Here is a 24,702-nt window from a genome sequence, read left to right as displayed (position 1 = left end):
GCACAATTTGCTTTTTAATTATTTAATTGAGCAACTAAAACGTCCAGATATTGCTGCCTTCTATGTAGTTTTTGGGTGCTCGGTGCGCTTCGCACATCATTGCTTGTGCCAGTTGCGTAAAGTTCTGAACCAAAAATTCTTAGGTCTACAAAGACTCTAAATAGTTCAAAAGATCCGCCATTTCTTGAGGACTAGGTTGGAATTTTGGCATTGGCGGTGTTTCGCCACTGATCACTTGGTGAATCAGCCCATACCGAGACTTGTGCTTTGAAACAGCTTGCAAACTGGGCCCCACTCGCCCGTCTGCTTCCAAGCCATGACAACCAGCACAGTTAATTTGAAATATCGCGTGTCCTTGAACTGGGTTTCCTGTTAGGGATAGAACACTCTTGACGTATGGATCGGAGGCTTGAACCAACTGAACACCAAAAAAGCCCAAAGGGACTCCTAGCAGTATAGTCAGCGTCAATAAAACGATCCGCTGAATCAAAATTTCAGGTTTGTTAATCTGGTTATCCAAAAGGTTTGCTGTGAAAGTCTAGGTGTGCTAAAAAGTTTTCATTTCCTACACATAGCTTAAAAGTTCTTGATTGTGTCTGCAAGCACAGAAGACTATTTTTTTGTGACCAGTCGCACTCCAAAGGGCTGTAGGGCGCAGCATTCATACGAAATTTGGTAAAATCAAAAACAGGCAACGAATATTTAATAATTACAAAGAGGAGATTTACAGTGGTTGAACCCCTGCTATCAGGTATTGTCCTTGGTCTAGTTTTCGTAACTCTCGCTGGACTTTTTTACGCTGCATATAAGCAATACAAGCGCCCCAATCAGCTGGGGGGATGAGGGAGTGCTGAGTTAGGAGTTAGGAGTTAGGAGTTAGGAGTTAGGAGTTAGAAGTCATATTCTTCTTCATCTCCTTTATCTGCTCCTGATTCCTGATTCCGAATTCTGTAGAAAGTAAGTGATGTGTTGCCGTAAACTTTCTGGCGGCAAATTTCCCAAGCGGGAATCTCTGGCGGTGTCCAACCTTGTGAGGCGTGTTCAACTGCGATTTCGCCGCTAGAATCTAAAAGTTGATGGTGAGCGATCGCTTCTAATACTGGCTGATATAATCCACTGGCATAAGGTGGATCGAAGTAAATTCTATCGAATTGCTTGCTTGATAAAGTCTTTAACTGCTGGGTAATATCTCCCCGCAATACCCGAAATTCTTGGTCGGCATTAGCTATCTGCTGCCAATTTTGTTGAATGGTGGCACAGGCTCGGCTCGATTGTTCAATTCCCACTACTAGGCTGGCTCCTCTACACAAAGCCTCTGCGCCCATTGAACCAGTACCGGCGCACAAATCTAGCCAGCGACAAAGAGCAATTTCTCCTTGCCAAATATTAAATACTGCCTCCCTTACCCGCGCACTAGTGGGTCTAGTTTCTTTCCCAGGTAAAGTTTTTAGCTGGCGATTACCGTAAATTCTCAGGCTCATTAGTTATTAGTCATTAGTCATTAGTCATTAGTCATTGGTCATTAGTCAATGTTTAATGGTCGGTGGTGATTTTGATTTATTCACAAAGGACAAAGGACAAAGGACAAATGACAAAATAATTATGCAGGAATTTTTTCGCGGACTTGAGCAACGAAATTAGACAGGATTTGCAATCCGATATTAGAGGATTTTTCGGGGTGAAATTGTACTGCCATCAAATTTTCATGAGCAATCGCAGCTGTGACGGTTTGAGTGCCGTGAGTGATAGTTGCTGCACGGATTAGCGGGTCTATCGGGTCAACATAGTAGGAATGGACAAAATATACCCAAGGATCGGACGGTAAATGCTCCCACAAAATACTTTTTGGTTGAGTGATTTCTAGTTGATTCCACCCCATGTGAGGAATAGTTATGTCAGGTTCGGGACGAAACCGCCGCACTTTTCCTTTGATAATTCCTAGCCCTGGTTGAGTACCTTCGGCACTTGATTCAAAGAGAATTTGTAATCCTAAACAAATTCCCAAAAAAGGTTTACCAGATGCGATCGCTTCTTTAATAGGTTGTTCTAAACCACGCGATCGCAGGTGTTGCACTGCTGGATCGAATGCTCCCACTCCCGGTAAAACTATAGCATCTGCCTGCTCTAATTCCTTTGGAGAGTAAGTAACATTAGGAGTTGCCCCAGCTTTTTCCAAGCCTTTGCAAACTGAGTGCAAATTTCCCATCTCATAATCTACGACCGCAATTACTGGCATTTACCTGCTCCTTGTAAATTTATTATGGAGGGTTTTTCTATTCTAAATAATATTTGTTATGAAGAAAAGAATTCTATTAACTTCTTTTGACACTTGGCTAAAAGATCAACAGTCAAATTCTTCTGATGATTTATTACTTGAAGTGAGCAAACTTGAGTTGATACCACATGACTTAACTTTTTTACGCCAGTTACCCGTAGATGTGCAACTTGCTAGTACTCAGGTAATTGAAAAAATCAAGGCAATCCAACCTGATTACATCATCTGTTGTGGCATGGCTGCAAGCCGTACACAATTAAGTGTGGAAGCAGGTGCTAGCTGGAAAGAAAGTATTTTACAGACAGAAGTTGATTTAGAAAAATTAGTGGCGGGAGCAGCAAAAATTCAGATTAGCCACGACTGTGGAAAATTTGTCTGTGAAGGTCTTTACTATTCAGTGTTGGACTACTTAAACCAAAATAAACTCACAGCACGTTGTATTTTTGTCCATGTTCCGGTTCTCAATCAAGAAAATTTGATGGAGATTCTTGCCGATTTCGTATTAATTATTAACAAACTGGCACTTTCATCAAGTTGTTAATGTCTGTATGGTGAAATAAATATCTAAGTATATGTTGCCATTGTTACTAATTTTCCCAATTGCCCAATCAACTCCTGCCACGCTACCACCTGAAGAAGTCGTACAACCACAAGAAGTACGTCCTTTACCAGGTCAATTGGATACAGTGCCAACCTTTAACAGCAATAGTCCAGAATTGGTGTTGAAAGAAGGAATTTTACTTTCCACCTTTCCACCAGATGGGAAAAAAGTGCCAACAGCGCATCTGAATTTTCCCTTTCGAGGACGATTTGATATTTTTGCCCATCACGTTGCGAAGGCTGAACCAGCAGAGAATTTACGTTCTCTTTATTTAGGGATAATTTTGCATAACCCTGGTTCGGAACCAGTGAAAGTAAATATTTGGCAGGCGGCGAGTTATTTAAGTCAACCGGATGCACCATTTATTCAATTACCATCTTTTAGCCAAAATCCTTTAGGTAAAATTTTTGCCGGGCCTGGCGATCGCGTCATGTCTGATGTGCTTCGGGGAGTGCGACAAGAGATTTTTCCTGCCCAAATTGAGATTCCACCAAAGCAAAGTCGGATGTTACTAAGTTTACCAATTCCTGTGCAGGGATTGACACCACCCTTAAATGGTCGGTCTACATTCATGCGACTGCAAAGTGATGGCACTGTCTATGCAGCTAGCCTAGCGATGTTTGCACGCGAGAATCCTGATGGCAGGGAGCGATCGCCTACTTTAGAAGAATGGCAGAATTTACTAGATAATGGCGATTTGGCTGTGCCGCGAGATAAAACTCCCACTCCCTTAGAAGAAACTGGTAAGCCAAGAATTTATGGGCGAGTTGCGGGAGTGGTTGGTGGTTCGCGATGGAGAGCCTTATTAGTAGATAATCCTCAAGCCAGATATCTAACTATTCCCCAGCCTGGTCAAGTGTTTTCCTACGCTTTGAATACCCTGCATGGCGGTACATTAGGAACTGGTCAAATTCAAAGTGCGCCTATGCTGGTGCGCTATCCTGACACTGCATATCGCGCTCATGGCAACTATGGAATTCAATATAACCTCAAGTTGCCGCTATACAACAATACTCAAAGTTCTCAAACTGTTAGTGTGTCGATACAAACACCACTAAAGGAAGATCGGTTAGTCAAACCAGGGTTACGCTTTTTGAGTACACCAGATCCTCAAGTATTTTTTCGAGGAACAGTGCGAGTACGTTACAAAAATGACCAAAATCAGCCGCAAACTCAGTTTGTGCATTTAGTACAAAAGAGAGGTCAACCAGGGGAACCATTAGTTTTATTAAAGATGAAACCAGGCGATCGCTCTTTAGTAGAAGTTGACTTTCTCTATCCGCCAGATGCTACACCTCCGCAAGTATTAACAGTTTCGACTCAAGCTGAACCTCGGTGATCGGTTATGGGTAATGGGTAAGGGCTTTTCTCTAATTACCTGTTACCAAAAAATAATTAAAGCCTGTTCTCAAGCTTTTCACTCCAAGTTTGTATATTTAGGCTGAATACTTATTTTGTTCTATGCATTGCAATAGAAATAGCAGACTAAGTAGATAGCCAATAAGAGGACGGTATGGCAACGAATCAAAAAATCAATCAAGAAACAGAGTTAAATTCGCTTCAGCAACTTGTTGGAACCCTAATCTTACTGGTAGAAGATGAGCCAGAGATTGCAGATTTGCTCACCTTCATTTTGGAAGCAGCAGGTGCAGAGGTAGTGGCTTTAAGCGACGCAGAAGAAGCCCTTATTTTGGTCGAATCGCTTCATCCCGATATTCTGCTGTGCAATATGAAGTTGCCCAATCGCGATGGAAATTGGTTAATTGAGCAAATTCGAGTGAATTCTTGCCCATCATTAAGACAATTGCCTGCGATCGCTATCACTTCTTATACACGGGAAGTCTCAAGCTATAAGGCTTTGAATGCTGGTTTTAATCGATTTTTAGTCAAGCTTGAAAGTCCAGAAGAAATTGTAAATGAGATTGCTAACCTGCTATCTACCAAGCTTTAAATATAACTAGCTAGCCTCGATCTCGTTTTTGATACTGCTTCCACACAATACTCTGTGGGAGCGCACAGCTAGCTATATACTCCTAAAAACGATTTTAAGAAAAGAAACCATAAAACCCTAAATGAGTAGGGTAAAATGTTGGATATATTTGTTATCCTCGTTGAAAACCCTTTGCTGGCTTTTGTTGCCCCTTACCCTTGGGCTTAGATTTGTTAACTTCTCCTAAAGCTTCCTGAAATAAGTTATGCAAATGTATGGGTACACTGGCAATGTCTGGCAACTCTGGCTCGATAGGTTTATGGAATTCTTGCAAAAGTGTATCCAAGTCACTTTCAAGCCTAAACTCTGGACGTTGCAAAAATGTTTGCAATACATTTTCTAATTGAGTTGGATACTGTTGCGCCAATCGATGCCAAATAAAAGCATTAATACTTTTATCTTCGAGGTAGTAGCGAATTAGTTTTTCCGCTCCTTGAACACTTTGCCAATCCTCTGCTGATAAGATTGCTTGTACTTTACTATATGTTGGTAAAAACATTTGTCCCCAACGGGGATGAGAAAGAGCCGTTACCTGTTCTGCTTTTTTGAGTTCAGCAGGCAAATCAACCTTTGGCATCACCATTTTGCTCTTGCTGCTTTTGCTGTTAAGCATCTCAGAGACTAGATTGGAATCTGCACCAAATTCTTGTGCGGCTGCTTTGATTTCCTCGTCGCCAATGCCAGCTGCTTCTGCCACTTCCGCAAGAGATTTAGAAGTATCAATTCCTGCGGCTGCAAAGGTTTTTTCAGTAATTACTTCTTGAAATTCCGCTATTTTTTTATTCAGCTGGTATCCAGGTAGTGTGATTTCATCAGTGCCAAAAAAGTCCACAAACTGCTGATGATATTTTTCTACTGACTGCCAAGCTTCTTCTAGCAAGTCTGGAGCATCGCTGTAAAGATTACTTTTATAGTTTTCTTTAAAATTACCAATTGCTACGGCAAGTTTTGGTTTACCTAATTTACCCATTATTGTGTAGGGGCCAGAAAACATCCAGTAGCTATCGGTAACGGGAGAAATGCGAGTTAGCAAGATTTCTCCGACTTTCAAGCGAGATATTGCCTGTAATGTTTGAGGATTGTTTGGCTTGACAATGTAGTGTTTATCTGTCAACCAGTTCGTCAGTTCAAAACCATCAGGTAAAATATTAGTGATGGCAAATAAGCCAATAAAACTATGATGCCAACTATTGATTAGGCTGCGATCGCTTTCTGCTAAATCTGGATGGCTTTCGATAAACAAGTCTAATGGTGACTTATCACCGACTTTCCCATCTGTCAAAAAGCTATCGATGGTTAAGTCCTGCTGCGTACTATCACCACTGCCACGACGCAACTGTTCTGCGGCATAAACTTCTAGTGCTTGTGCCAGTTCGCCTTCAGCATCAAGGACAAAATCAACTAAGGCTTGTTTTAATTCGTGCGATCGTTCTAATATGACATCCACAAGTTAATCTCTCGGTGCAACAGATGTAAATTATAGCCTTTGAGAGAATTTCAGCATCTAGCTATTGCTAGATTTATGGAAATGCACACTTAGCAGAATAGGTTTGTTCGTGCAGGCATACTACAGCTGACATCTGTCACAGCTAGGTTATTGGGATTAAACCCTTGGCGAAATCGGCGGTGTGGTGTTTGGACAGCGATCGCAGTTATGGTATCACCTACTTCCACGCAGTACCTTAGAGTTACTGGCGCGAGTCCGACGTTGTTCGTGGACTTTAATGTTGAATGTTGTCAACTTTTCTACTTTTGACTGCAATTCAGCAATATTTCGCTCTCTTGATTGCTTTTAGTTGGCAAAAACGAAACGATTACCATTTATAACTATTATTTATCCATTAAATTTTATCCCTAAGTCAACACTTAGGACTGCTTCAATAATACGGTTCGGTTAACGTTTTCATATTTTGAAGATCCCCCCAACCCCCCGATAAATTGGAGGGCTTCCAAGCCTCTTTTACCCCCTTAAAAAGGGGGTCGCCGTAGGCGGGGGGATCTTAAGCTAACCGTATTGGGTTAAGCAGAGAACATTAAGGTGTGTTAGCCTACGGCATAACACTTATTCTAAATTTAATTGTAGGTAATAAATATGAATAATCTCTCTATACTTCTCCAGAGATTAAAAATAACCCAATTATATACATAGAGAAGCCATCAATTACTTGCCTTAATTTCTTTGTAGGGGGTATTTAAGTCAACTAAGTGATTTAGCATTGATGAGTTACTTAGCAGCTTTTTTCAAACCTTGCCATCTTTGTTGCAATCGCTGCAAGTTAGGTGTATGACCGCCATAACGCCAGCCAACATAAGCTTGACAAATTTCATCTATGACTTCAGCAGTTGCTAGAGCATGATGCTGGTATGAGACTCTGGCATACTCTAAAGGTGTTTGTGCTGGATGTTTGCCTAAACCTTTTTGGGTTGTCCATTGCAGCATTTGTTGATAAAGGCTCTCCATCCCTGGCAATTTCTTTAACCATCGGCGGTTGCGCCACTCTCGCCACTGACCCCAACCCAGCCAAGCGAAGAAAGCTGCTGTAGTTGACAAGATTAAGCCAGTCAATACGCCGAACCAACCTTGAGAGAATAAAGCTAAAAACCAAGCGATCGCTCCGATCGCCCACTTAAATATTGTCTCAAATAGATTATTCAACAAACCTGTCAGCGGAGAAGGTAGCCAGCCAGCAACCCAATGCCACAATTGACGTAACACACTAAAAGTCTGAGTGTCTTCAATGGATGGCGGAATCAAAGGATGATTGGGAATAGGGTCAAAGGCAAACCAACCATATTTCGGAAAATACACTTCCGTCATCGCATAAGCGTCAGTATTACGGACAACATACAGCCCTGTAAATGGATTAAATTCTCCCGCACTAAACCCTGCTACCAACCGCGCTGGGATACCAATGGAACGCAACATTACCGTAAGAACTGTTGAAAAGTGGTCTGGATAGCCTCCCTTTTGCTTAAACAAAAAAGTTTCTACCAAATCTTCTTTTTCACTCAAATAAGGTAGGTCTAAGGGATTTTGGGGAATAGAGTAGCGTTGCTTTAAATATTGAGCTAAGTAGAGAGCTTTTTCGTAGGGTGAATCTAGGCTTTTAACAGACTTCGAGACTTTTTCTTGATTATAGTTAGCGAGGATTTCTTCGGTACGTTGCCGGACTTTTTCGGCAATTTCGGGAGGAATTTGCAGATAATACTTTTTAATTTGTGGTGGATATTTAGTAGAAGCTTCACCTAATAAAGTGCGATCGCGGTATGGCACTTGGGAAACTACTGTGTAGGTGAAGCCTTCTGATAATTCTACAGGCGATCGCAATCCGTCTTCTTTATCAACAGCAATCACTGGTGCTGGAAAGTAAACTTCTTTGGGATAAGTCATCGCTGGAATCAGGTTAGGCAAATCTGACACCACTGTATAAGTTTGCACTACTTCTTGGGTTTTACCAGTGAGTACGGATGGAGAAAGAAAAATTTGGTAAGACCAAGGCGATCGCCTAACAGTCGTAACATTTTCATTGCGAGAAACTTCCCATCCCTTACCTGTATAGCGATCGAATCCTAATACTCGCCAAAAACCCTCAGCTTGCGATCGCACCCGCATCACTACCTTGGGTTTCATCTCGCCGCGCAGGTTTTGGTTTATTTGGCTATTAAAACCGTAATAAAAATTATTATCTAATTTACCTGGTTCACCTGTTTTATTTTGTCCTGTACCACCGCTACCACTGCCTTGATTCTCACCTTTACCTTGGCGGACATAACCGGGATTAATGATACTACGTCCGGTGAAATTACTTTTTACTTGAATAGCAGAACTTACAGGAAAATTTCGTAATTGATAGCCGGGAAATCTGGGTAAAACAGCAAAAATTGCCAGCCCTAGACCGACAATTAGTAAAAAAGTTAGAATTAAAAATTTAAAATTAAGACTTGAGGAATTCTTCTGATTGAATTTTTCCTTTTGAGTTTTTAATGGCTGCAAACCCAAGCGCGAGCGGTAATCTAGTACTAAAGTTGGCAGAGCGATCGCTAAAAATAACAGCAACACAGGTGCAAATGCTAAAGTCTGACTTAGGGTTGCTGCCACACCCAATAAAATCAGTCCGATCACAATCGAATAGCCCAAATTTTTCCGGCGCGGTGTATCAAAGCTGTGTAACACCTGGAGTTGAATTAATAACTCTGCCAAACCCAACCGCGTATCATTTAACTCTCCGACTAATCGCCCAAAGAAAGCACCCAGTGCTACTAACATACCGATGGCGATACAGAATTTAATTGCAACATTGCGATCGCGGCGACGATAATAACTCCAAATCGCACCTACTACACTTAGGGGTAACGCCCAAAAACTAAATGAAGTCTCAGCAGCAATATCCGTCGCTACAATTCCCAAAATAACCAACGCTAGCACCAGCACCCGCAAAGAAATAGAATCTTCCACTTCAATCAAAGGCGATCCCTGCGGATTTTGCCGCCAGAAATTACCTGCAGGGATACGCCAAAACCGATTCATCCTGGATAAGTTAAACATTTGAGTCTAGTAGAAGCAATGATGTAGATGCAACAAACACAATGCAGGGGAGATAATTACTTACCCTACTACTGTGTCAAAAAATGACCTAGCGTTTCCCACAAGTAAGGTAGATCGTAGCCCCCTCATCGCTTGCAGGGAGGGGGTTGGGGGAGGGGTTCTTGTACTTCACTCAAGCGAGAACCGCTATAGATAAGGGGTAGAGATGGAGATACACGAGAAATGGGTGACGTGGTAAATCGAGAAATCAAATACTTTCTCAATATCCCTATGTCCCCATATCCCCGTGTCCCTGTGTCTTTGTAATAACTGCTTCTCGTAGACACCCTAATGACCGTTTATTGAAAAATAGGATAAGCTTCAAAACCAGGAAAATCCTTTTAATATATATCGGCGTTGATTGAGATAGTGTGCTAGCGGTGGCAATTTCAACTAAATCGTGGGATTAATCACAAACAACAACGACTGTTCCTCTATTTCTGGAAATTCAACTTCCAAGGTATAAGTTGGGTTAAGTTGCTCGCAGCCTAACTCTACATTTAAGTATCCCGAAGTCGAAGATGTTGTCATTGCTAAAGTGCCACTTCCCCGCAGCGTCAAAGTTCCTTTAACAGGTAACTCAGCTTGAACAAGCAACTTCGTAAGTTTACCTAGAGACTGGTATTCTACTCTGATGTTCAAAGCACCAACACTAGTTAGCCATTGTCTTTCTACCACCGGACTGGTTGTTGAAACTGGTAGAGTCAGATTTTCTAGCAGTTGTTTAGCTGCTAGCAACGACAAAGCCATCTGTTGACGCGGTTGTAAATCTGAGTAATCGCTCTGAATAGCGGGCATTGTCTCCAGAGTGCTTGCAGACCGATAGGTGCTTCTTAGCACCAATCCAGCTATATCATTTAGTGCTTGAGACTCATTGGGAAAAAAGTTCTCCACCACTTGAACTAATTTTGCCCCCAATGGCACTGAAGATGTCACTAAAGCCTGACATTGTTCTAGCAATTGCTGGAAAACTCTTTCCGGTAAGCGGGTTGGCAAGGTCAACTTTGACTGTTGTACCATCCATCCCCAGCTCGGAACGAGTGTCATTGACGGCTCATCAACAAAATCAGGATATTCGATTAATTGTGTTTCCCAAGGAAACAACGGTGGATGTTCTTGGGCTTGGATTTGTAGCCGATGCTTAAGGACAGCTTGAAAACGATCTTGCACAGTAGGAATTTCTCCCAGTTGAAAGGTCTGGGGCGTTCCTCCTAATTTTGGTTCACTGCTTTTTGAAGCAGTGGCTTCATTGAGGAGGTTTTTTACCCCGTCATTTTCCTCACATTCTACCGATTGCTCGTTATTTTTGACATCATCTGTCAATAACCAATCGAGACACTGGTGTTGTAAGGATTCTGAGTCACTATTCATGAGTAGATGCACCCGATCCGGAAACTAATGAGTTACGAATTTCCCAAGCTTGCTCAAGAATCTTAAACCATCGTTTTTGTAGTTGTGCCATTGACAGCCCTAAAGTTTTTGCTATTTTTTCATCAGCTTGTCCTTGTTGCTTCAACTCTAATAAAGACCGTTGCTTATTGTCCAGCTGTGCTGTGTATACTTGCCATTGCTGAGGAGTTAAACCCAAATTGGTGTGCAAAGAAGCTTCCAGCCACTCGTGAACTAATTCCCAACGGTGCAACAGGGCAAACCGAATCAAATGATACTTAAAGCGTTGTTGCAAATAATCTCTCTGACGAGGAGTTAAACCTAAAATCGACTCAATTTCCTGTGCTGATAAATCCTGGAGGCGGAGGGAAAAGTAATCAGCGCAGTCAGATTGTTGTCGTTGTTCGAGATAATTCATTAATTCTGTAACGACAACGGAGCGCAAAGTGTCTTCTTCAGGTTCGGGTTCGGCTTGCGTTGCCATTGTGGAGCGCAATTGGTGAATTGCTGGTTCTTCCCAAGAACCGTCACCTTCATTATTGCTACCTTCTGCGGCTTGTTCTATATCTACGCTGGTTTCTGGGGGCTGCTGTTGGGAAAAAGTTTGTGCCCGCAGGATAATTAGCTGTTGCTGGCGACCTGGTAAGGGAATGCGTCGCTTGCCGTAGCGCTCAGTAAATGCCATATACTCGGACAATTCCAAGAGCGTCTGAGGGCGATAAGTAGCACCAAGTTGATTTTCTCGCCGGAAAGCGTTCAACGCCTCTAAATAAAAACTCTGGAGGAAATCTTCAATTATCGTCAGCCGCCCTTGATAGCTCAATTGTCTCTGAGGAGGATTAATATACCGATAAATGATTGCACTCAGAGTACTGTGTAATTCGACTCTGCCCCGATTTGAACCCAACTGATAGTACCTGAGACATTGTTGCAGCCGATGCCGAGCTAAGGTCATCGCCGAGCTTTCTACAGATCCAGAAGCTTGGATACGTTTACTCTCATGACAAATCCGGTAAACTTCGCTGGTAATACGTGTTGCGACATCGTGACAATTCTGTTCTGAAGCTTTAGTTGACTGCTGAAACTCCTTGGACAGGAGTTGAAAGATCGCCTCCACGCCTGTAGAATTTTCTCCCAGAATAGTTGCAGATGGAATAGTTGCGGTTGCGGCTGAATTCATAGTCTCGGTTTTCAAAAGACCCTAACTTAACTTAAATACAACCTGTAGGACTGTGGGTATTGGCTAGTTTGGTTTTACGTATAAGCTAAACGCAGGCCAATCCTATATTAAGGATATGGCTGATTTTATTATTCCCAATTCTGATGGGATTGTTCACACTTGATAGATGTTATTGCCATTACCCAAGAGTCGTATACAAGTCATTATGGATTTAGAAGTACAAATTCAATTGCTGATTGACAATGCACCCCGCGATGGTATGACACCATATCTTGTTGCAGCAATTGCTCCTGCCCTGAGAGCGATCGCTCAAAAATTACGCTACTCCCAGTACTATATTCTCCAAAATTCGGAGTCAAGCTGGGTTTTAACTACATTGAGCAATCGTGCTAACCCAGGATTAGAAAAACGTGTGATTTACGCTTTCCCTACCATACAGGATGTCTCTCTAATTTCCCCTGATGGGCTTGACCCTCAAATGCTAGCTAAAATTACTCCTGTCACCCATATTTTGTTCCAATTGGTGGCATTAGAACCCGTAGATAGTATCGTTTTTTTGGAGACGCCGGGTAAGACCACTCATACCGTCGAAGTTCGGCGAACTGAACTAGAAAAACTCATGCAGAAACAGTTACGACAACAGCGATCGCCTAAACAGATCCCCCCTGATATTGCATAGAAAAAATTTGGATGTGGGGTTTTTTAGATACAATCCCACATCCAAATTTTTAAATCTCAAATTTCTTTAAAAAAGTTTTTTAAATCAGTGAAAAAAGAAATTTTTTCTTTCCGTTACACCATGCGATTGACTCAACTTTCGGTGAAACCTAAAATTGATTAAAAAATAGTTATCAGTGAACATTTTCCCTTTTCAAGTTTTAGTTTCCTAGTGAAGCAGAGTTTTATACTTAAGAACTTTCACATAAAAAATATCCCATTCTCGATTGTGAGGTACCCAGTAACCAAAAGCGGGTAAGTTTTTAGAGTGAGCGCTTAGTCAAACACTATTCACTCCCCAAGTAGTAATTTATTTTTTGGAAATCCTTAAGAACCTCCAAATAAAAACCCCACTTTCTAGCTGTTCAATAAGTGGATTGAATTAAACATAAAACTGCTTTAGTGCATTAAAGCGTTAACACAACATTTCAGGTTTTCAGTACGTTATGTAAGCCACAACACATCTACATCTAAATCCCCACTTTCTACCTGAGAACTTTGATAACTGATTTAATAGAGGCGACTTAGTGTGTACTCAGCGATGTTAATCAATGCTTGGTGGGATTCTGAGAATGGGAGAACTGCAAGATGTTCAATTGCCAACTTAGCATGGTGAGCAGCTAATTCTCGCGCCTGCTGTATACCTTGACTATCTTGAATTAGTGCTAGTGCTTGCTCTAAATCTCCTTCTTGAGCAAACTCTCGTTCAATCAGCACTTCTAAAGATGGTTTTTCCGCCAAAGCAAATAAAACGGGTGCAGTTAGATTACCGCTTTTTAGATCCGACCCTACTGGTTTACCCAAGGTATCTGTTGTACTGGTGAAATCTAAAATGTCATCAACAATTTGAAATGCTATACCAAAATGACGACCATAGCTATACAGATGCTCAACAGTTTCTCGCGAGACTTCACTGAGTAATGCAGCAGCTTTAGAACTATTGGCGATTAACGAAGCTGTTTTGTAGTAACTCTTCTCAATGTACGTTTCAATAGAGATACCAGCATCAAAACGATTTAGTCCCTGCTGAATCTCCCCAGTAGCCAAATCCATAATGACTTCTGAGAGCAGTTTCACTACCTCCAAATTGTCCAAGTTTGCTAAATACCAGGACGATTGGGCAAAGAGAAAATCTCCTGCTAAGATGGCAATGCGGTTCCCGAACAAACTATGAACGGTAGGAACGCCTCGCCGCACATCTGATTCATCTACCACATCGTCATGTACCAAGCTTGCTGTGTGAATCATTTCTGTAATCTCAGCAAGGCGGCGGTGACGCTGCGTAATGTCTTGTTCTAACATTGTTGCCCGCGATATTAGCAGGACAATTGCTGGTCTGATACGCTTTCCCCCAGCTCCGAATAAATGTTCGGCTGCTGCAAACAGAATGGGGTGGCGATTTCCAACTAGCTGTTTTAGGTTATCTGCTAGTAGTCGCAGGTCTGCTTCCACAGGGGTAAACAGGGAGGTGGCTGGGGTCATGGATGGGCGGACTCTGACTTAGGTTACGAAAGTTTACATATCCTATACTCATTTTAAGATAACCCTGTGCCAGCGCAAAGTTTTCATCAGGTAATCCCGTTTTTATGAGTCTATGGGTGATAATTAAGGTTGTTAAGGTTTTTGTCAATAAGCACTTGTACTTAATTTTTGGGTACTTAAACTTTAAACTAACTTAAAAAATGAATTCTCAGTACACGGGACACAGGTTACATTAAATTGTCTTAAGTAGTTTCTCATCTCACCTTTATTGCCACAGTCTAAAAACAATTCAAGCAATATTACTTATTGACAAAAATTAAGTAATCTAAATTTGCCTCCAAGAGGCAAGGCTAAATTTCTCTAGATTCAGGTGTAGCTCTTCAAAAAATTTGAAATTTAGCAGCCCAATAAGCTCAAAATTCAGGGTCGTTGTGTTACGCTAAAATATAGGAATTTTAAATTTTGTAAGATGTTTGCAGCCCAAAAGTTAAGTCAGCGACTAGTTGATTTTACTTAATTGGTGCTGTGAATCTAAAATAAATATTCGTCGGTAGATTAAGGGAATAAATTCTTTAATTTTTCCTACGATATGTAAAACTCTTGGTTTAGATCTGTGTGATATCCCTATGGGAAGCCGCTACACGTACTTAGCGCACGTAGAGCGCAAACATTGCTCTTTTACCAGCAGTTTGAGCAAAAATAAAGCAGATCGAGTAGACCGCTGAGAATCGTAGTTTTAGATTGCTAAACGGCAAGCTAACTGCTGTGGGATCTATGGTTTGCAAGAAGTCGCATTAGGTCATAAATTTTTTGTCCGTAGAGGATTTTATCTCTATAGGTAATTTTACCATAGGAAACTACAGTCATCAAGAATGTACTTGCTTGGCTGAGGTTCTACTAATTTTATGAAATTTTATATTCGTTTAGAAGGGTGCTAGTAGAACAATGATTTACGGAAGTATACCTATGATGATTTTTATTTTAGCCTCTGGATATTTGTTCGCAGTCTACCTGTTATTAGCACTGGCGAAGCGAACGGGTACAAAGACTGTTCCTACAAGTTTTTCTTCATCTACCGAAGGAAAACACAAGCAGGAGGAGATATCAGTAAGGACAAAGGTAACTCAAGCAGTTAATAGTCAATAGTTAGGAGTTAGAAGTGAGGAGCTATTAATTCAAAACTTATAACTCCTAACTTCTCACTTTTGAAATAGTTTTATTGGAGTTGGGAAATAGCGATATCGGTGAAAGAAACCTCTTCAACCATTGGGGTATAGCCTAGCCACTGCACTCCTGACTGAGAAAACTGTTGCGGACAACCGCTGACGGCGAAGCGAGTTGGTAATGGTAGATGAGTATTTCTTAAGCCTAGTAAGTCTAGTTCTTGCGCACAAGCTGCGACAACATGAACAGCTGGATCGACCAACTGGACTTGAGATGGGAGGAGCGATCGCAGTACTGGTGTCAGGTGGGGATAATGGGTACAGCCGTGAACTAGGGTGTCAATTTCCTGCTCTAATAAAGGCTCTAGGTAGCCTCGTGCGACTTGTGCAGTGTAAGGATCGTGAATGCGGTTTTGCTCAATCAGTGGCACAAACTCTGGACATCCAACTTGCCAGACTTGGACATCGGGAGCAATTTCAAGAATAGCGTGTTTATAAGCATTACTTTTAGCTGTAGCTGGAGTGGCAATTACACCAATCCGCTTTCCTTGCTGCACGGCAGCTTTTGCACCCGGTAGGATTACTCCCAAAATAGGTATGCTGAATTCTTGACGTACAGTTTCTAGGGCTAGGGCAGAACTGGTGTTGCAAGCCATAATCACCATTTTTACCTGCTGCTGTTGTAGCCAGGTAATAATTTCACGTGTAAATCGTAAAATTTCTGCTTGTGAACGAATTCCGTAAGGAAGTCTAGCTGTATCCCCAAAGTAAACTATTGATTCATTGGGGAGTTGCCGATATATTTGTCGCAGTACTGTCAGCCCACCCACACCACTATCAAAGATGCCAATTGGGGCACGTTGGGGTTCTCGATTGGAAGAATCGTCAAGATTCCCTGCAAAAATGGAAGATGAATACACAGGCAGATATATTTTTAGGTTTTGGGATTTAAAATACAGAATTTAGCAGACAATCTCTAATTTGACTACTAAATTCTGCGCGTCAAAGAAGTTTAAATACCACCTCTTTAATTAGTAATTTGTACTATATTACCTCTGCTGTAAGTATTTTAGAATGCCACGAGCGATCGCTTCTGCCATCCGATTTTGATATTCTGGTGTTCCCAATCTGGGATTATCCTCGTAACCAGTCATATAGCCTGTTTCTACCAAAATCGAAGGCATGGAGCTTTTCCTCAGAACATAGAATCTCGCTTTGCGGGTTCCCCGATCTTTAATAGTACCGATGTCCTGGAGAATGGTTTTACGAACTACTTCAGCCAGACCATAACCACTATCGAAATAATATACTTCTAACCCATTGACATCAGGGCGATTATCAACGGAATTAGCGTGAATGCTGACAAACAAAGTCGCATTAACTCGCTTGGCAATATCTACCCGTCCCTGAAGTTCTACGAAAAAGTCGGCATCCCGCGTTAGTACTGCTTGTACACCATTTTGCTCTAAAATTGCTCCTACCCTTTTCCCAATAGGCAGAATTACATTCTTTTCTAAAAGTCCTCCCAATCCAGGGGCACCTGAGTCTTTTCCACCATGTCCTGGGTCAATAACTACTAGCAATTTCCCTCTGGGAACTGAAGGGCGTGGCTGTGGCTGGGAGATTGGACGGGGATTATCTATGGGATTTGGTAATTGTCCTTGGTCTGGTAATGGCAGAGGAGGTAAAGCAATGGGTGGTGTGATGCTGCTACTACGTCGTAATTCTAAAGCTAAAAGCTGGTCGCCAATCTGGTTGAGTTCCCCAATTTGTACTCCGGCTGCTGGTTGAACTAAAACGGTGACAGTGTTGGATTCTTGTGGTTGCAGGCGTACCCGCAAAATCGGGCTATTAGGATTAAAAGTCGGGCCTGTGACTTTCGGAGCTAACTTAGCATTGTTGATAGTGATGCGGAACAGACCAGAGGTTCTATCCCAGCCTCCTGTAGCAGACAAAGTTTGGTCGGCTCGAATCAGCAGTTGTGTACCATTATTAGCCAGTTGTACAGACTGAATGCTAGCAGGTGTGTTACTTGGTGCTATGGGACGTGGACTGTTACTTCCAGGTAACTGGGCAACTCCACGACTGGGTAGAATCACAAAACCACCAACACTGCTAGTGGTTGCTCGCCAATTTGGACTATTTTCATCTACTTGTAAAGTCAGGCGAACAACAGATGGACTAGTTTGCAGCTGGCTGAACTGGATACGGCTAACACCATAGCGATTAATTGACAAATCTCGCTGTTCTAAACTTGGTGATAGAGTTGCGCCAGCAATATCGATGTTAATTGCCTTTTGATCGTTGCTACGATTTACCTGAATCTGAGGATTACCACCATTGGTACGGACAAAAAAACCATCACCAGTGACTTGTAAGTTCTCAATTTGAGTAACTTTGGCGACAACCATTCTGTTGTTCAGCGATCTGGTATTCAGTGGATTTACAGAGCCGCTTGTCACCACATTATAAATATTCCTTGGGGGAAATGTTGGTGTAGATGTTCTGGGTGAAGTATCAGAGGCTATACCTTGTTCTGGTTGCCCTTCAGTGTTTCTTGCAGGTACATTGTCGGCTTCTGGTCTAGGCAATTGCACTGTCCAGCGATCGCCAGTTGTACTCACAAATTGCACTCGTTTGGGGTCTAAACTATAACCAGGAGTTAGCTCAACCACTATGCGCGTTGTTTGTTCGTCAAACTGCCCAACACGGATTGAACGAATTGCACCGCCCACTTGTTGGGTTAGCTGCGGACGACCAAATGAGGTTCCTGGTAAATCAATAACTAGACGAGTCGGGTTAAAAATTAATTGTGCTTGGGGTTGAACATCACCTTGAGTATTAATTTCCAACTTGTTTTGATTGGCATCAAAACGCCAAGATTCAAGTCTCGCGGCCATTGCCGGCGACGATAGCATGAAGATGGTTCCAATAGTACTGGATAGTAACCAGCGTAATTTCACAGTCTTTTCTCCTGATTCACATTTATGGGAGCCGTCAACATCTCAACATATTGGCAAATCCTCACACCGTCACCGCGCATACTTGAGTTTTGCGCTGTTATTAAGACACAGCTAATGGCGTAAAATATAGCACGCTCCTCTGATTTTGCCATGCCATTAGCCTATATAAATTTGACTGCCAATTTTAGATTTTAGATTCCCGATTTTAGTTTTCTGCCAGACTAGGGTCTTGCTACACTAACACCTGTTGTAAGTGATACAAATCCAAAATCTAAAATCCTTCGACTCAGCACAGCCGTACCCTCCAAAGAAGCAAGCTATGCGTAGCATTTCGCAGGACAGTCTAAAATTCAAAATTTGTTGACTTGCAAAGTATCAAATGACAATAACAAAGAAGCTGCTCTTATTCCGCCGCAAGAATACTTAAATTGTTTTACTACTAAATTGGATAAAAATGGTAAAGATTAGATGTACTTACTCAACAATTTAGAAATTTAGACTAAATTACTTATCTTCTCTTTAGATACTGAAGAACGCCACGAGCGATCGCTTCTGCCATTTGATTTTGGTAAGCTGAAGTTCTGAGCCTAGCCATATCCTGTCGACCAGTCATATAACCCGTTTCCACGAGAATAGAGGGCATAGAACTTTTTCTCAGGACATAAAATCTGGCTCGCCGCACTCCCCTGTCTTTGATAGTACTAATACTTTGAAGAATACTACTACGGACAATACGAGCTAGATCCAGTCCGCTGTCGTAATAATAGACTTCTAAGCCATTAACATCGGGACGACTCGCACCTGCGGAATTAGCATGGATGCTCACAAACACATCAGCATTAGCTCGTTCTGCTAATTGCACCCGTCCCGGAAGAGTAACAAAATAGTCAGAATCCCGCGTCATAATAACCTGTACGCCATTTTGCTGCAAAATCTCAGCCAGTCTTTTACCAATAGGCAAGATAACATCTTTTTCGCGCGCTCCCCCAATGCCAAGCGCTCCTGAGTCTTTACCACCATGTCCTGGGTCAATAATAACTACCACTCGCCCATTGGTAACTCGGCGCTGTGGTTGTCTTGGAAACTGGGGATTTGGATTGTTTGGGTCTGGGAATGGCCCGCGGTTCGGCGGTGGTAGCCCAGGTAAAGCATAGGGTGGTCTTCCGGGAAGGGTGACAACTCGCCGAGAACCTTGTATTGGTACCAAAAGCTGGTCGCCGATTTGCTGAGGTTGCCCAATTTGCACTCCTCCTGCGGGTTGAACTAAAACAACCACTGTATTGGATGCTTGAGGTTGCAGACGTACCCGAAGAATGGGGCTATTGGGAGCAAAAGTAGGCCCTATAACTCTGGGAGCTAACTTGGCATTGGTAATTGTGACGCGGAAAATACCTAAGGATCTATCCCAGGTTCCCGTAGCAGATAAAGGTTGGTTGCCTCTAATTAGCAGTTGTTTTCCATTATCGGCAAGTTGCACAGACTCAATTGTTGCTAGCGAGTTATTGACAGATGCTCTACTGGGAGAGGAAACGACTTCTGACTGATTGTCCGAATTATTACTTCTAGGCAATCTGACAACTCGACTAGGTAGAACTATCAAACCACCATCGCTACTATTAGTTGCTCGCCAATCTGGGCTATTTTTATCTACTCGCAAAGTTAAGCGGACACCAGGAGGTTGACTTTGCAATGAGGTGAATTCGACGCGGCTAATACCATATTTGTTAACGGGTATATTCCTCTGCTGCATCAGACGTGGTGATAAAGATGCACCAGAGATATCTAGAAAGATGGTAGCGCGATCGCGGCTACGAATTACCTGAATCGGTGGATTACCACCACTGGTACGAATGAACAACCCATCACCTGTTACCTGTAAGCTCTCAATTTGAGTTGCTCCTCGTGTAGTAGCAACCCTTGAAATATTAGATTGACGTTCGGAGTCTGGGGTAACTACACTGTAAGCACTTCTAGGAGATGAAGCTACTTTTTCGACTTCTGGTTTCGGTAATTGCACCGTCCAGCGATCGCCAGTTGTACCAACAAATTTCACTCGTTTCGGGTCTAAACTGTAACCAGGAGTCAATTCGACAACTATGCGTGTTGTATCTACATCAAACTGTCCAACACGAATTGAGCGAATTCCCCCACCCACCTGTTGGGTTAACTGTGGACGACCAAATGTAGTTCCCGGCAAATCAATTACCAGCCGAGTTGGGTTGAAAATTAGTTGTGCTTGGGGTTGAACTGCTCCCACAGTATTAATTTCCAGCCTGTTTTGATTGGCATCAAAGCGCCAAGATTCAAGTCTCGCGGCCATTGCTGGCGACGATAGTATGAAGATAGTTCCAATAGTGCTGGCTAGTAACCAATGTAATTTCACAGTCCTTTCTCCTAATTCACATTCATGGGAGCCGTCAATATCTCAACTCATTGGTAAATCATCATCACACCATCACCACTTAAACTTGACTTCTGAATCCCTTGTTTGATTTTTAAGCCAGTATTTAGACACATTTAAATCATCGATCGGGTTTCAAATTAAGTTTAAATCCCCATGCGAAATCTTCCACCTTTACAGGTGGAGAACTCTGACTCCCAATAAGGCTAGAAAACTGATAATTGATAGCTGTTTACTGATTAGTGTTTGTTCTTTGCTGCCATCGATGCACTGATTAAATAATTCCCATTACTGTCAAACGATCTAGCAAGATTTATGGGTGTTACTCCCCAATTATCTGGAAAATATTCAGATAAAGGCTCACAAGCTGAGGGAGACTAGAAATTAAGTAACATTCTGAATGCTGGTAGAAATTATAAACAAATGATTATTTGACAATCACACGGGACGGAGATTTGAGGATAGAAGTTTCCACTGCACAATTGGAGCAGAGGGGCAGGGGAGCAGGGGAGCAGGGGAGCAGGGGAGTAGGGGAGTAGGGGAAGCAAGGGGACAAGGGGGAATTATTGAACAAGTCTCTCCCTTGTCTCCCCCATCTACCTTGTCTCTTCCTCATGCCCAATGCCCAATGCCCCATGCCCAATGCCCCATGCCCCATGCCCAATGCCCCATGCCCAATAACTAACAATCGCCAGAATCTGGAGTGACTCCCAAATTGCTGTCATTTGATGCTGGCACCCTCGACTGAGGTGGTTCAATTACCAACGAAGTCCCAGAGGAACCGTCTAAAATTAGTTGCTCTGAGCTTCCGTCCACGGTTTTTGGATCTGGAAACACAAATCGTAACAACGGAGGAGCTAAAAAGGTTGTCAAGATAACCATCATGATAATTGCTGCTCCTAATGGTTTCGAGAGAGCGCCACTGGCAGCGCCGACACCAGCAAATACTAACCCAACCTCGCCTCTAGGAATCATCCCCACACCGATCGCTAAACGGTTGATTTCCGGTTGACCAAACACGCTTAAACCTGTGATTACTTTACCGAGAATGGCTACTGTAATCAGGAAAGTTGCCATAATTAGACCTTCACGATTGTCGGGAATTGCTGGGTTTAATACTCCCAAATCGGTTTTTGCCCCAACAGTCACAAAGAAAATTGGCACTAACATATCAGCAATGGGACAGACTTGCCTTTGCAGTTCTTTACGCTTATCTGTCTCTTCTAGAACTAAACCGGCTGCAAAAGCTCCCAGAATTGCTTCTAAGTGGATGACGGCGGCAAGGTATGCCATAGCAAAAGCGAAAACGAATGCTGGGATTACTAGTCCACCACGTGTTTTGAGTTGATCGGCGATCGCTACAAAGGACTTATTGAAAACATTGCCTAGTAGGATTGCTCCCAAAATAAAACCAGTGGCGCTGATAATCAAATAAATCACTTTGCTGACATCCACCACGCCGTCTTTAGCTAAACTGGCAACTACCGCTAAAACGATGATTCCTAGTACGTCGTCGATTACGGCAGCACCCAAAATAATTTGCCCTTCTTTAGAATTGAGTCGCCCCAATTCTGACAGTACCTTGGAAGTAATACCAATACTAGTAGCAGTCAAAGCCGCCCCTGCAAAAATTGCGGGTACAGCTCCAATCCCAAACAAAGTCATCAGTCCCACAGTCCCAGCGGCAAAGGGTACTGCTACTCCAACTACTGCGACAACAGTGGCTTGAATACCAACTGCCATTAAATCTTTTAAATTCGACTCCAAGCCGATTTCAAACAGCAGAATGATCACACCCAATTCTGCCAGAACGGAAATGACCTCGGACTGGGCTGCAAACACTGCTGGAGCAGCTTCAGGTGTTAAACCAGCAGTGGTTTGAAGGAAGGACACAATCAAAGAGTTAGAACTGTCTGTGCCGCCTTCTGGAAAGACTAAAAGATGGAAAACAGAGATGCCAACTACCACACCGCCAACGAGTTCGCCTAAAACAGGCGGCAAACCCACTTGGTTTGATAACTCTCCACCAACTTTGCTGGCGAGATAAATGACTACTAAGCTTAGTAGCACTGCTGCTACTACCATTGAACTGTCTGCGGCTTGTGTTGCGCTAGCCAGCAGAGGAAAAGAGAAGTTGATTGGTTCTAACAAATGCATTAGGTTCTCTGAAAATCCTTCTCTTTGATTCTGACGCGTTTCTGAAAAACATCCTATGGAGAAGCAATCCGAATTCAAAATGAATACGGCGTAAACGTTTCATTTCCGCTATTCAGTACTAGTGTAATTTTTTTAGTTTCAAAAAATGTAACCATTTCCGCTTTTGACGATCGCAGTGTCAAAGTAAGAACATACAAATCGTATCTGGCGATCGCACTTAAGTTGTGAAAAACTTGTGGTGGCTGTTGCTTCTCAACGACCACCAGCAGATTGCTACATACCTTTATCTAAAACATCTGTGGATACTTTGAGGAGTGCAAATATGATGACTAGAGCCGCTTTACCCGGTTCTCTATTTCCGTCTGGAAACTTGTGGAAAATACTGCCTTTAGCAATTCTTGTATGTGCAACTTTTGCACTACCTGCATTCGCACAAGAAAAAGATAAATTGTGGCGAACCCTTAGTGTCAGTGGTCGCGGAGTGGAAACAATTCCGACAACTCTGGCACAAGTCAATTTAGGAGTGGAGATTCAAGGGAAAACAGCCCAAGAGGTACAGCAAGAAGCCGCTCAGAGGTCATCGGCGGTGGTTGCGTTTCTCAAGAGCAAAAATGTTGAAAAACTACAAACTACCGGTATTCGTCTCAATCCGGTTTACAGCTACACCAATAATGTGCAGCGGATTACAGGCTATGCTGCCACTAACACTGTGAGTTTTAGTATTCCTGTTGAGCAAGCTGGGACATTATTGGATGATGCAGTCAAAGCCGGTGCAACACAAATTAACGGCATTAGTTTTGTTGCGAATGATGAAGCGATCGCAGCTGCTCAAAAGCAAGCATTAAAAGAAGCTACTCAAGACGCGCGGCAGCAAGCTGATGCCGTTTTTAGTGCCTTGGGTTTTAAATCCAAAGAAATAGTCAGCATTCAAGTTAATAATGCTAATACGCCACCACCACCAATGTTTTTACGGGCTGAGGCTGCGAAATCAGCTAATGCTTCCACCCCGATTGTTGGTGGTGAACAGCAAGTAGAAGCATCGGTGACGTTGCAAATTAGTTATTAGTCATTTGTCATTTGTCATTAGTCCTTTGTCATTTGTAAAGGCAAAGGACTAATAATCAATGCCCAATGCCCAATGCCCAATGCCCAATGTCCAATGCTCAATTAAAAATGTTCTGAAGACATATCACCTGTACCGCCTTCTCCATCTCGTTTAGAGCCTAATAAATCCAGTTGATCTACTTGGATCACTGGTGACGATCGGTTTGCTCCTGTTTGGCGATCGCTCCATGTGTCAAACTTCAAAGAACCTTTGACAGCAATTTGCCTGCCTTTACGTACATAATTGCCTGCCACCTCCGCCGTTTTTCCCCATAGTTCTAAATTAAACCAGTCGGTATGTTCGCCTTCTTTTGTGCGGCGATTAACAGCTAGTGTTAATTTACACTTCACACTACCAGACTCAAAATACTTAATCTCTGGGTCGCCGCCTACACGACCAATGAGGGTGACAACATTGATACTCATGTGTGTTACCTTTCAGTACAAGTGTACTCATTAATTTCGACTTTCATCATAGCGAATTGTGAAAGACTTGAAAATAATGTGTTAAACAGTTAACAATATAATTGACTTGAAAATTTATACACATTATTTGGAGTAAACACATAAAAATATACGGATATACTAATTTAACCAGAGAATATCAAAAAGTACGCGGCTTGAGACATACTAAATATTTCTGGGAATCATATAAAAATATTGTCTAATTTACTCAACTTAGGATACAAACATAA

The 24,702-nt window shown here is 42.4% G+C and carries 21 protein-coding genes; 7 read left to right on the top strand and 14 right to left on the bottom strand.

The window, feature by feature from the left end; translation table 11 throughout:
* Window positions 1-145: 145 nt before the first annotated feature.
* Window positions 146-520, bottom strand: a complete 375-nt coding sequence (locus tag RMY32_RS04180; protein WP_322674223.1) for a cytochrome c — start codon at window positions 518-520, stop codon at window positions 146-148.
* A 209-nt stretch (window positions 521-729) separates the two neighbouring features.
* Between RMY32_RS04180 and petG the strand changes: the two genes are divergently transcribed.
* Window positions 730-843, top strand: coding sequence for a cytochrome b6-f complex subunit V (gene petG / locus RMY32_RS04175; RefSeq protein ID WP_063721252.1), 114 nt, complete (start codon window positions 730-732; stop codon window positions 841-843).
* 47 nt (window positions 844-890) lie between these two features.
* Here petG and rsmD read toward each other — a convergent pair whose 3' ends face one another.
* Together rsmD and hisH are read right to left on the bottom strand one after the other, a co-directional pair.
* Window positions 891-1,481, bottom strand: coding sequence for a 16S rRNA (guanine(966)-N(2))-methyltransferase RsmD (rsmD, locus tag RMY32_RS04170; protein ID WP_322709049.1), 591 nt, complete (start codon window positions 1,479-1,481; stop codon window positions 891-893).
* 119 nt (window positions 1,482-1,600) lie between these two features.
* Entirely contained in the window at window positions 1,601-2,236 is a 636-nt protein-coding gene (gene hisH / locus RMY32_RS04165; protein WP_322693612.1) for an imidazole glycerol phosphate synthase subunit HisH, read from the bottom strand.
* Window positions 2,237-2,294: 58 nt separating this feature from the next.
* Here hisH and RMY32_RS04160 point away from each other — a divergent pair, with 58 nt between their 5' ends.
* From RMY32_RS04160 to RMY32_RS04150, 3 genes are all read left to right on the top strand, one after another.
* Window positions 2,295-2,816, top strand: coding sequence for a peptidase C15 (locus RMY32_RS04160; protein WP_322709048.1), 522 nt, complete (start codon window positions 2,295-2,297; stop codon window positions 2,814-2,816).
* A gap of 31 nt (window positions 2,817-2,847) precedes the next feature.
* Window positions 2,848-4,215, top strand: a complete 1,368-nt coding sequence (locus tag RMY32_RS04155) for a DUF3370 domain-containing protein (RefSeq protein ID WP_322709047.1) — start codon at window positions 2,848-2,850, stop codon at window positions 4,213-4,215.
* 174 nt (window positions 4,216-4,389) lie between these two features.
* Window positions 4,390-4,827, top strand: a complete 438-nt coding sequence (locus RMY32_RS04150; RefSeq protein ID WP_322709046.1) for a response regulator — start codon at window positions 4,390-4,392, stop codon at window positions 4,825-4,827.
* Window positions 4,828-4,978: 151 nt separating this feature from the next.
* Here the strand turns inward: RMY32_RS04150 and RMY32_RS04145 are convergent, their stop codons facing one another.
* From RMY32_RS04145 to hetZ, 5 genes are all read right to left on the bottom strand, one after another.
* A complete protein-coding gene (locus RMY32_RS04145; RefSeq protein WP_322709045.1) occupies window positions 4,979-6,313 on the bottom strand; it encodes a hypothetical protein in 1,335 nt (444 codons plus the stop codon).
* Window positions 6,314-6,402: 89 nt separating this feature from the next.
* Window positions 6,403-6,540 (bottom strand): hypothetical protein, encoded by a 138-nt coding sequence (locus RMY32_RS04140; protein WP_322709044.1) that lies wholly within the window; start codon window positions 6,538-6,540, stop codon window positions 6,403-6,405.
* A 550-nt stretch (window positions 6,541-7,090) separates the two neighbouring features.
* Window positions 7,091-9,394: a DUF3488 and DUF4129 domain-containing transglutaminase family protein gene (locus RMY32_RS04135; protein ID WP_322709069.1), complete on the bottom strand. Its 2,304-nt coding sequence runs from the start codon at window positions 9,392-9,394 to the stop codon at window positions 7,091-7,093.
* Window positions 9,395-9,844: 450 nt separating this feature from the next.
* A complete protein-coding gene (locus tag RMY32_RS04130) occupies window positions 9,845-10,822 on the bottom strand; it encodes a PatU (RefSeq protein ID WP_322709043.1) in 978 nt (325 codons plus the stop codon).
* Window positions 10,815-12,020, bottom strand: coding sequence for a heterocyst differentiation protein HetZ (hetZ, locus tag RMY32_RS04125; protein ID WP_322709042.1), 1,206 nt, complete (start codon window positions 12,018-12,020; stop codon window positions 10,815-10,817). Before hetZ ends, RMY32_RS04130 begins: the two co-directional genes overlap by 8 nt.
* Before the next feature lie 205 nt (window positions 12,021-12,225).
* On the opposite strand from hetZ, the gene RMY32_RS04120 reads away from it, so the two are divergent.
* The gene (locus RMY32_RS04120) at window positions 12,226-12,699 is read left to right on the top strand and encodes a hypothetical protein (RefSeq protein ID WP_322709041.1); all 474 of its coding nucleotides are present in this window, start codon (window positions 12,226-12,228) and stop codon (window positions 12,697-12,699) included.
* Between the two features lie 548 nt (window positions 12,700-13,247).
* Here RMY32_RS04120 and sds read toward each other — a convergent pair.
* Window positions 13,248-14,219 carry a solanesyl diphosphate synthase gene (sds, locus tag RMY32_RS04115; protein ID WP_322709040.1) on the bottom strand — a complete coding sequence of 324 codons (972 nt, stop codon included), beginning with the start codon at window positions 14,217-14,219 and terminating at the stop codon, window positions 13,248-13,250.
* Window positions 14,220-15,164: 945 nt separating this feature from the next.
* Here sds and RMY32_RS04110 point away from each other — a divergent pair.
* Window positions 15,165-15,365 (top strand): hypothetical protein, encoded by a 201-nt coding sequence (locus RMY32_RS04110; protein ID WP_322709039.1) that lies wholly within the window; start codon window positions 15,165-15,167, stop codon window positions 15,363-15,365.
* 70 nt (window positions 15,366-15,435) lie between these two features.
* Here the strand turns inward: RMY32_RS04110 and murI are convergent, their stop codons facing one another.
* From murI to RMY32_RS04090, 4 genes are all read right to left on the bottom strand, one after another.
* Window positions 15,436-16,302 (bottom strand): glutamate racemase, encoded by an 867-nt coding sequence (murI, locus tag RMY32_RS04105; protein WP_322709038.1) that lies wholly within the window; start codon window positions 16,300-16,302, stop codon window positions 15,436-15,438.
* A 129-nt stretch (window positions 16,303-16,431) separates the two neighbouring features.
* Window positions 16,432-18,345, bottom strand: a complete 1,914-nt coding sequence (locus RMY32_RS04100) for an N-acetylmuramoyl-L-alanine amidase (protein WP_322709037.1) — start codon at window positions 18,343-18,345, stop codon at window positions 16,432-16,434.
* A 508-nt stretch (window positions 18,346-18,853) separates the two neighbouring features.
* Window positions 18,854-20,728, bottom strand: coding sequence for an N-acetylmuramoyl-L-alanine amidase (locus RMY32_RS04095; protein WP_322709036.1), 1,875 nt, complete (start codon window positions 20,726-20,728; stop codon window positions 18,854-18,856).
* 699 nt (window positions 20,729-21,427) lie between these two features.
* Window positions 21,428-22,903 (bottom strand): cation:proton antiporter, encoded by a 1,476-nt coding sequence (locus tag RMY32_RS04090; protein WP_322709035.1) that lies wholly within the window; start codon window positions 22,901-22,903, stop codon window positions 21,428-21,430.
* A 325-nt stretch (window positions 22,904-23,228) separates the two neighbouring features.
* On the opposite strand from RMY32_RS04090, the gene RMY32_RS04085 reads away from it, so the two are divergent.
* A complete protein-coding gene (locus RMY32_RS04085; RefSeq protein WP_322709068.1) occupies window positions 23,229-23,969 on the top strand; it encodes an SIMPL domain-containing protein in 741 nt (246 codons plus the stop codon).
* A gap of 101 nt (window positions 23,970-24,070) precedes the next feature.
* On the opposite strand, the gene RMY32_RS04080 is transcribed toward RMY32_RS04085, so the two are convergent.
* Window positions 24,071-24,433, bottom strand: coding sequence for a single-stranded DNA-binding protein (locus tag RMY32_RS04080; RefSeq protein WP_322709034.1), 363 nt, complete (start codon window positions 24,431-24,433; stop codon window positions 24,071-24,073).
* Between the last annotated feature and the right edge of the window lie 269 nt (window positions 24,434-24,702).

Origin of the sequence: Nostoc sp. ChiSLP03a (assembly GCF_034531215.2) — a bacterium.
Lineage (GTDB): Bacteria > Cyanobacteriota > Cyanobacteriia > Cyanobacteriales > Nostocaceae > Nostoc.
Note: the sequence above shows the minus strand (reverse complement) of the source record. Positions and strands in the feature narration are given on the sequence as shown.

What these genes read in the sequence shown, in the direction of transcription:
- rsmD (WP_322709049.1), bottom strand. Translation starts at nt 1,481, where the DNA reads ATGAGCCTGAGAATTTACGGTAATCGCCAGCTAAAAACTTTACCTGGG.
- hisH (WP_322693612.1), bottom strand. Translation starts at nt 2,236, where the DNA reads ATGCCAGTAATTGCGGTCGTAGATTATGAGATGGGAAATTTGCACTCA.
- RMY32_RS04160 (WP_322709048.1), top strand. Translation starts at nt 2,295, where the DNA reads ATGAAGAAAAGAATTCTATTAACTTCTTTTGACACTTGGCTAAAAGAT.
- RMY32_RS04155 (WP_322709047.1), top strand. Translation starts at nt 2,848, where the DNA reads ATGTTGCCATTGTTACTAATTTTCCCAATTGCCCAATCAACTCCTGCC.
- RMY32_RS04150 (WP_322709046.1), top strand. Translation starts at nt 4,390, where the DNA reads ATGGCAACGAATCAAAAAATCAATCAAGAAACAGAGTTAAATTCGCTT.
- RMY32_RS04135 (WP_322709069.1), bottom strand. Translation starts at nt 9,394, where the DNA reads ATGAATCGGTTTTGGCGTATCCCTGCAGGTAATTTCTGGCGGCAAAAT.
- RMY32_RS04130 (WP_322709043.1), bottom strand. Translation starts at nt 10,822, where the DNA reads ATGAATAGTGACTCAGAATCCTTACAACACCAGTGTCTCGATTGGTTA.
- hetZ (WP_322709042.1), bottom strand. Translation starts at nt 12,020, where the DNA reads ATGAATTCAGCCGCAACCGCAACTATTCCATCTGCAACTATTCTGGGA.
- RMY32_RS04120 (WP_322709041.1), top strand. Translation starts at nt 12,226, where the DNA reads ATGGATTTAGAAGTACAAATTCAATTGCTGATTGACAATGCACCCCGC.
- sds (WP_322709040.1), bottom strand. Translation starts at nt 14,219, where the DNA reads ATGACCCCAGCCACCTCCCTGTTTACCCCTGTGGAAGCAGACCTGCGA.
- RMY32_RS04110 (WP_322709039.1), top strand. Translation starts at nt 15,165, where the DNA reads ATGATTTACGGAAGTATACCTATGATGATTTTTATTTTAGCCTCTGGA.
- RMY32_RS04090 (WP_322709035.1), bottom strand. Translation starts at nt 22,903, where the DNA reads ATGCATTTGTTAGAACCAATCAACTTCTCTTTTCCTCTGCTGGCTAGC.
- RMY32_RS04085 (WP_322709068.1), top strand. Translation starts at nt 23,229, where the DNA reads ATGACTAGAGCCGCTTTACCCGGTTCTCTATTTCCGTCTGGAAACTTG.
- RMY32_RS04080 (WP_322709034.1), bottom strand. Translation starts at nt 24,433, where the DNA reads ATGAGTATCAATGTTGTCACCCTCATTGGTCGTGTAGGCGGCGACCCA.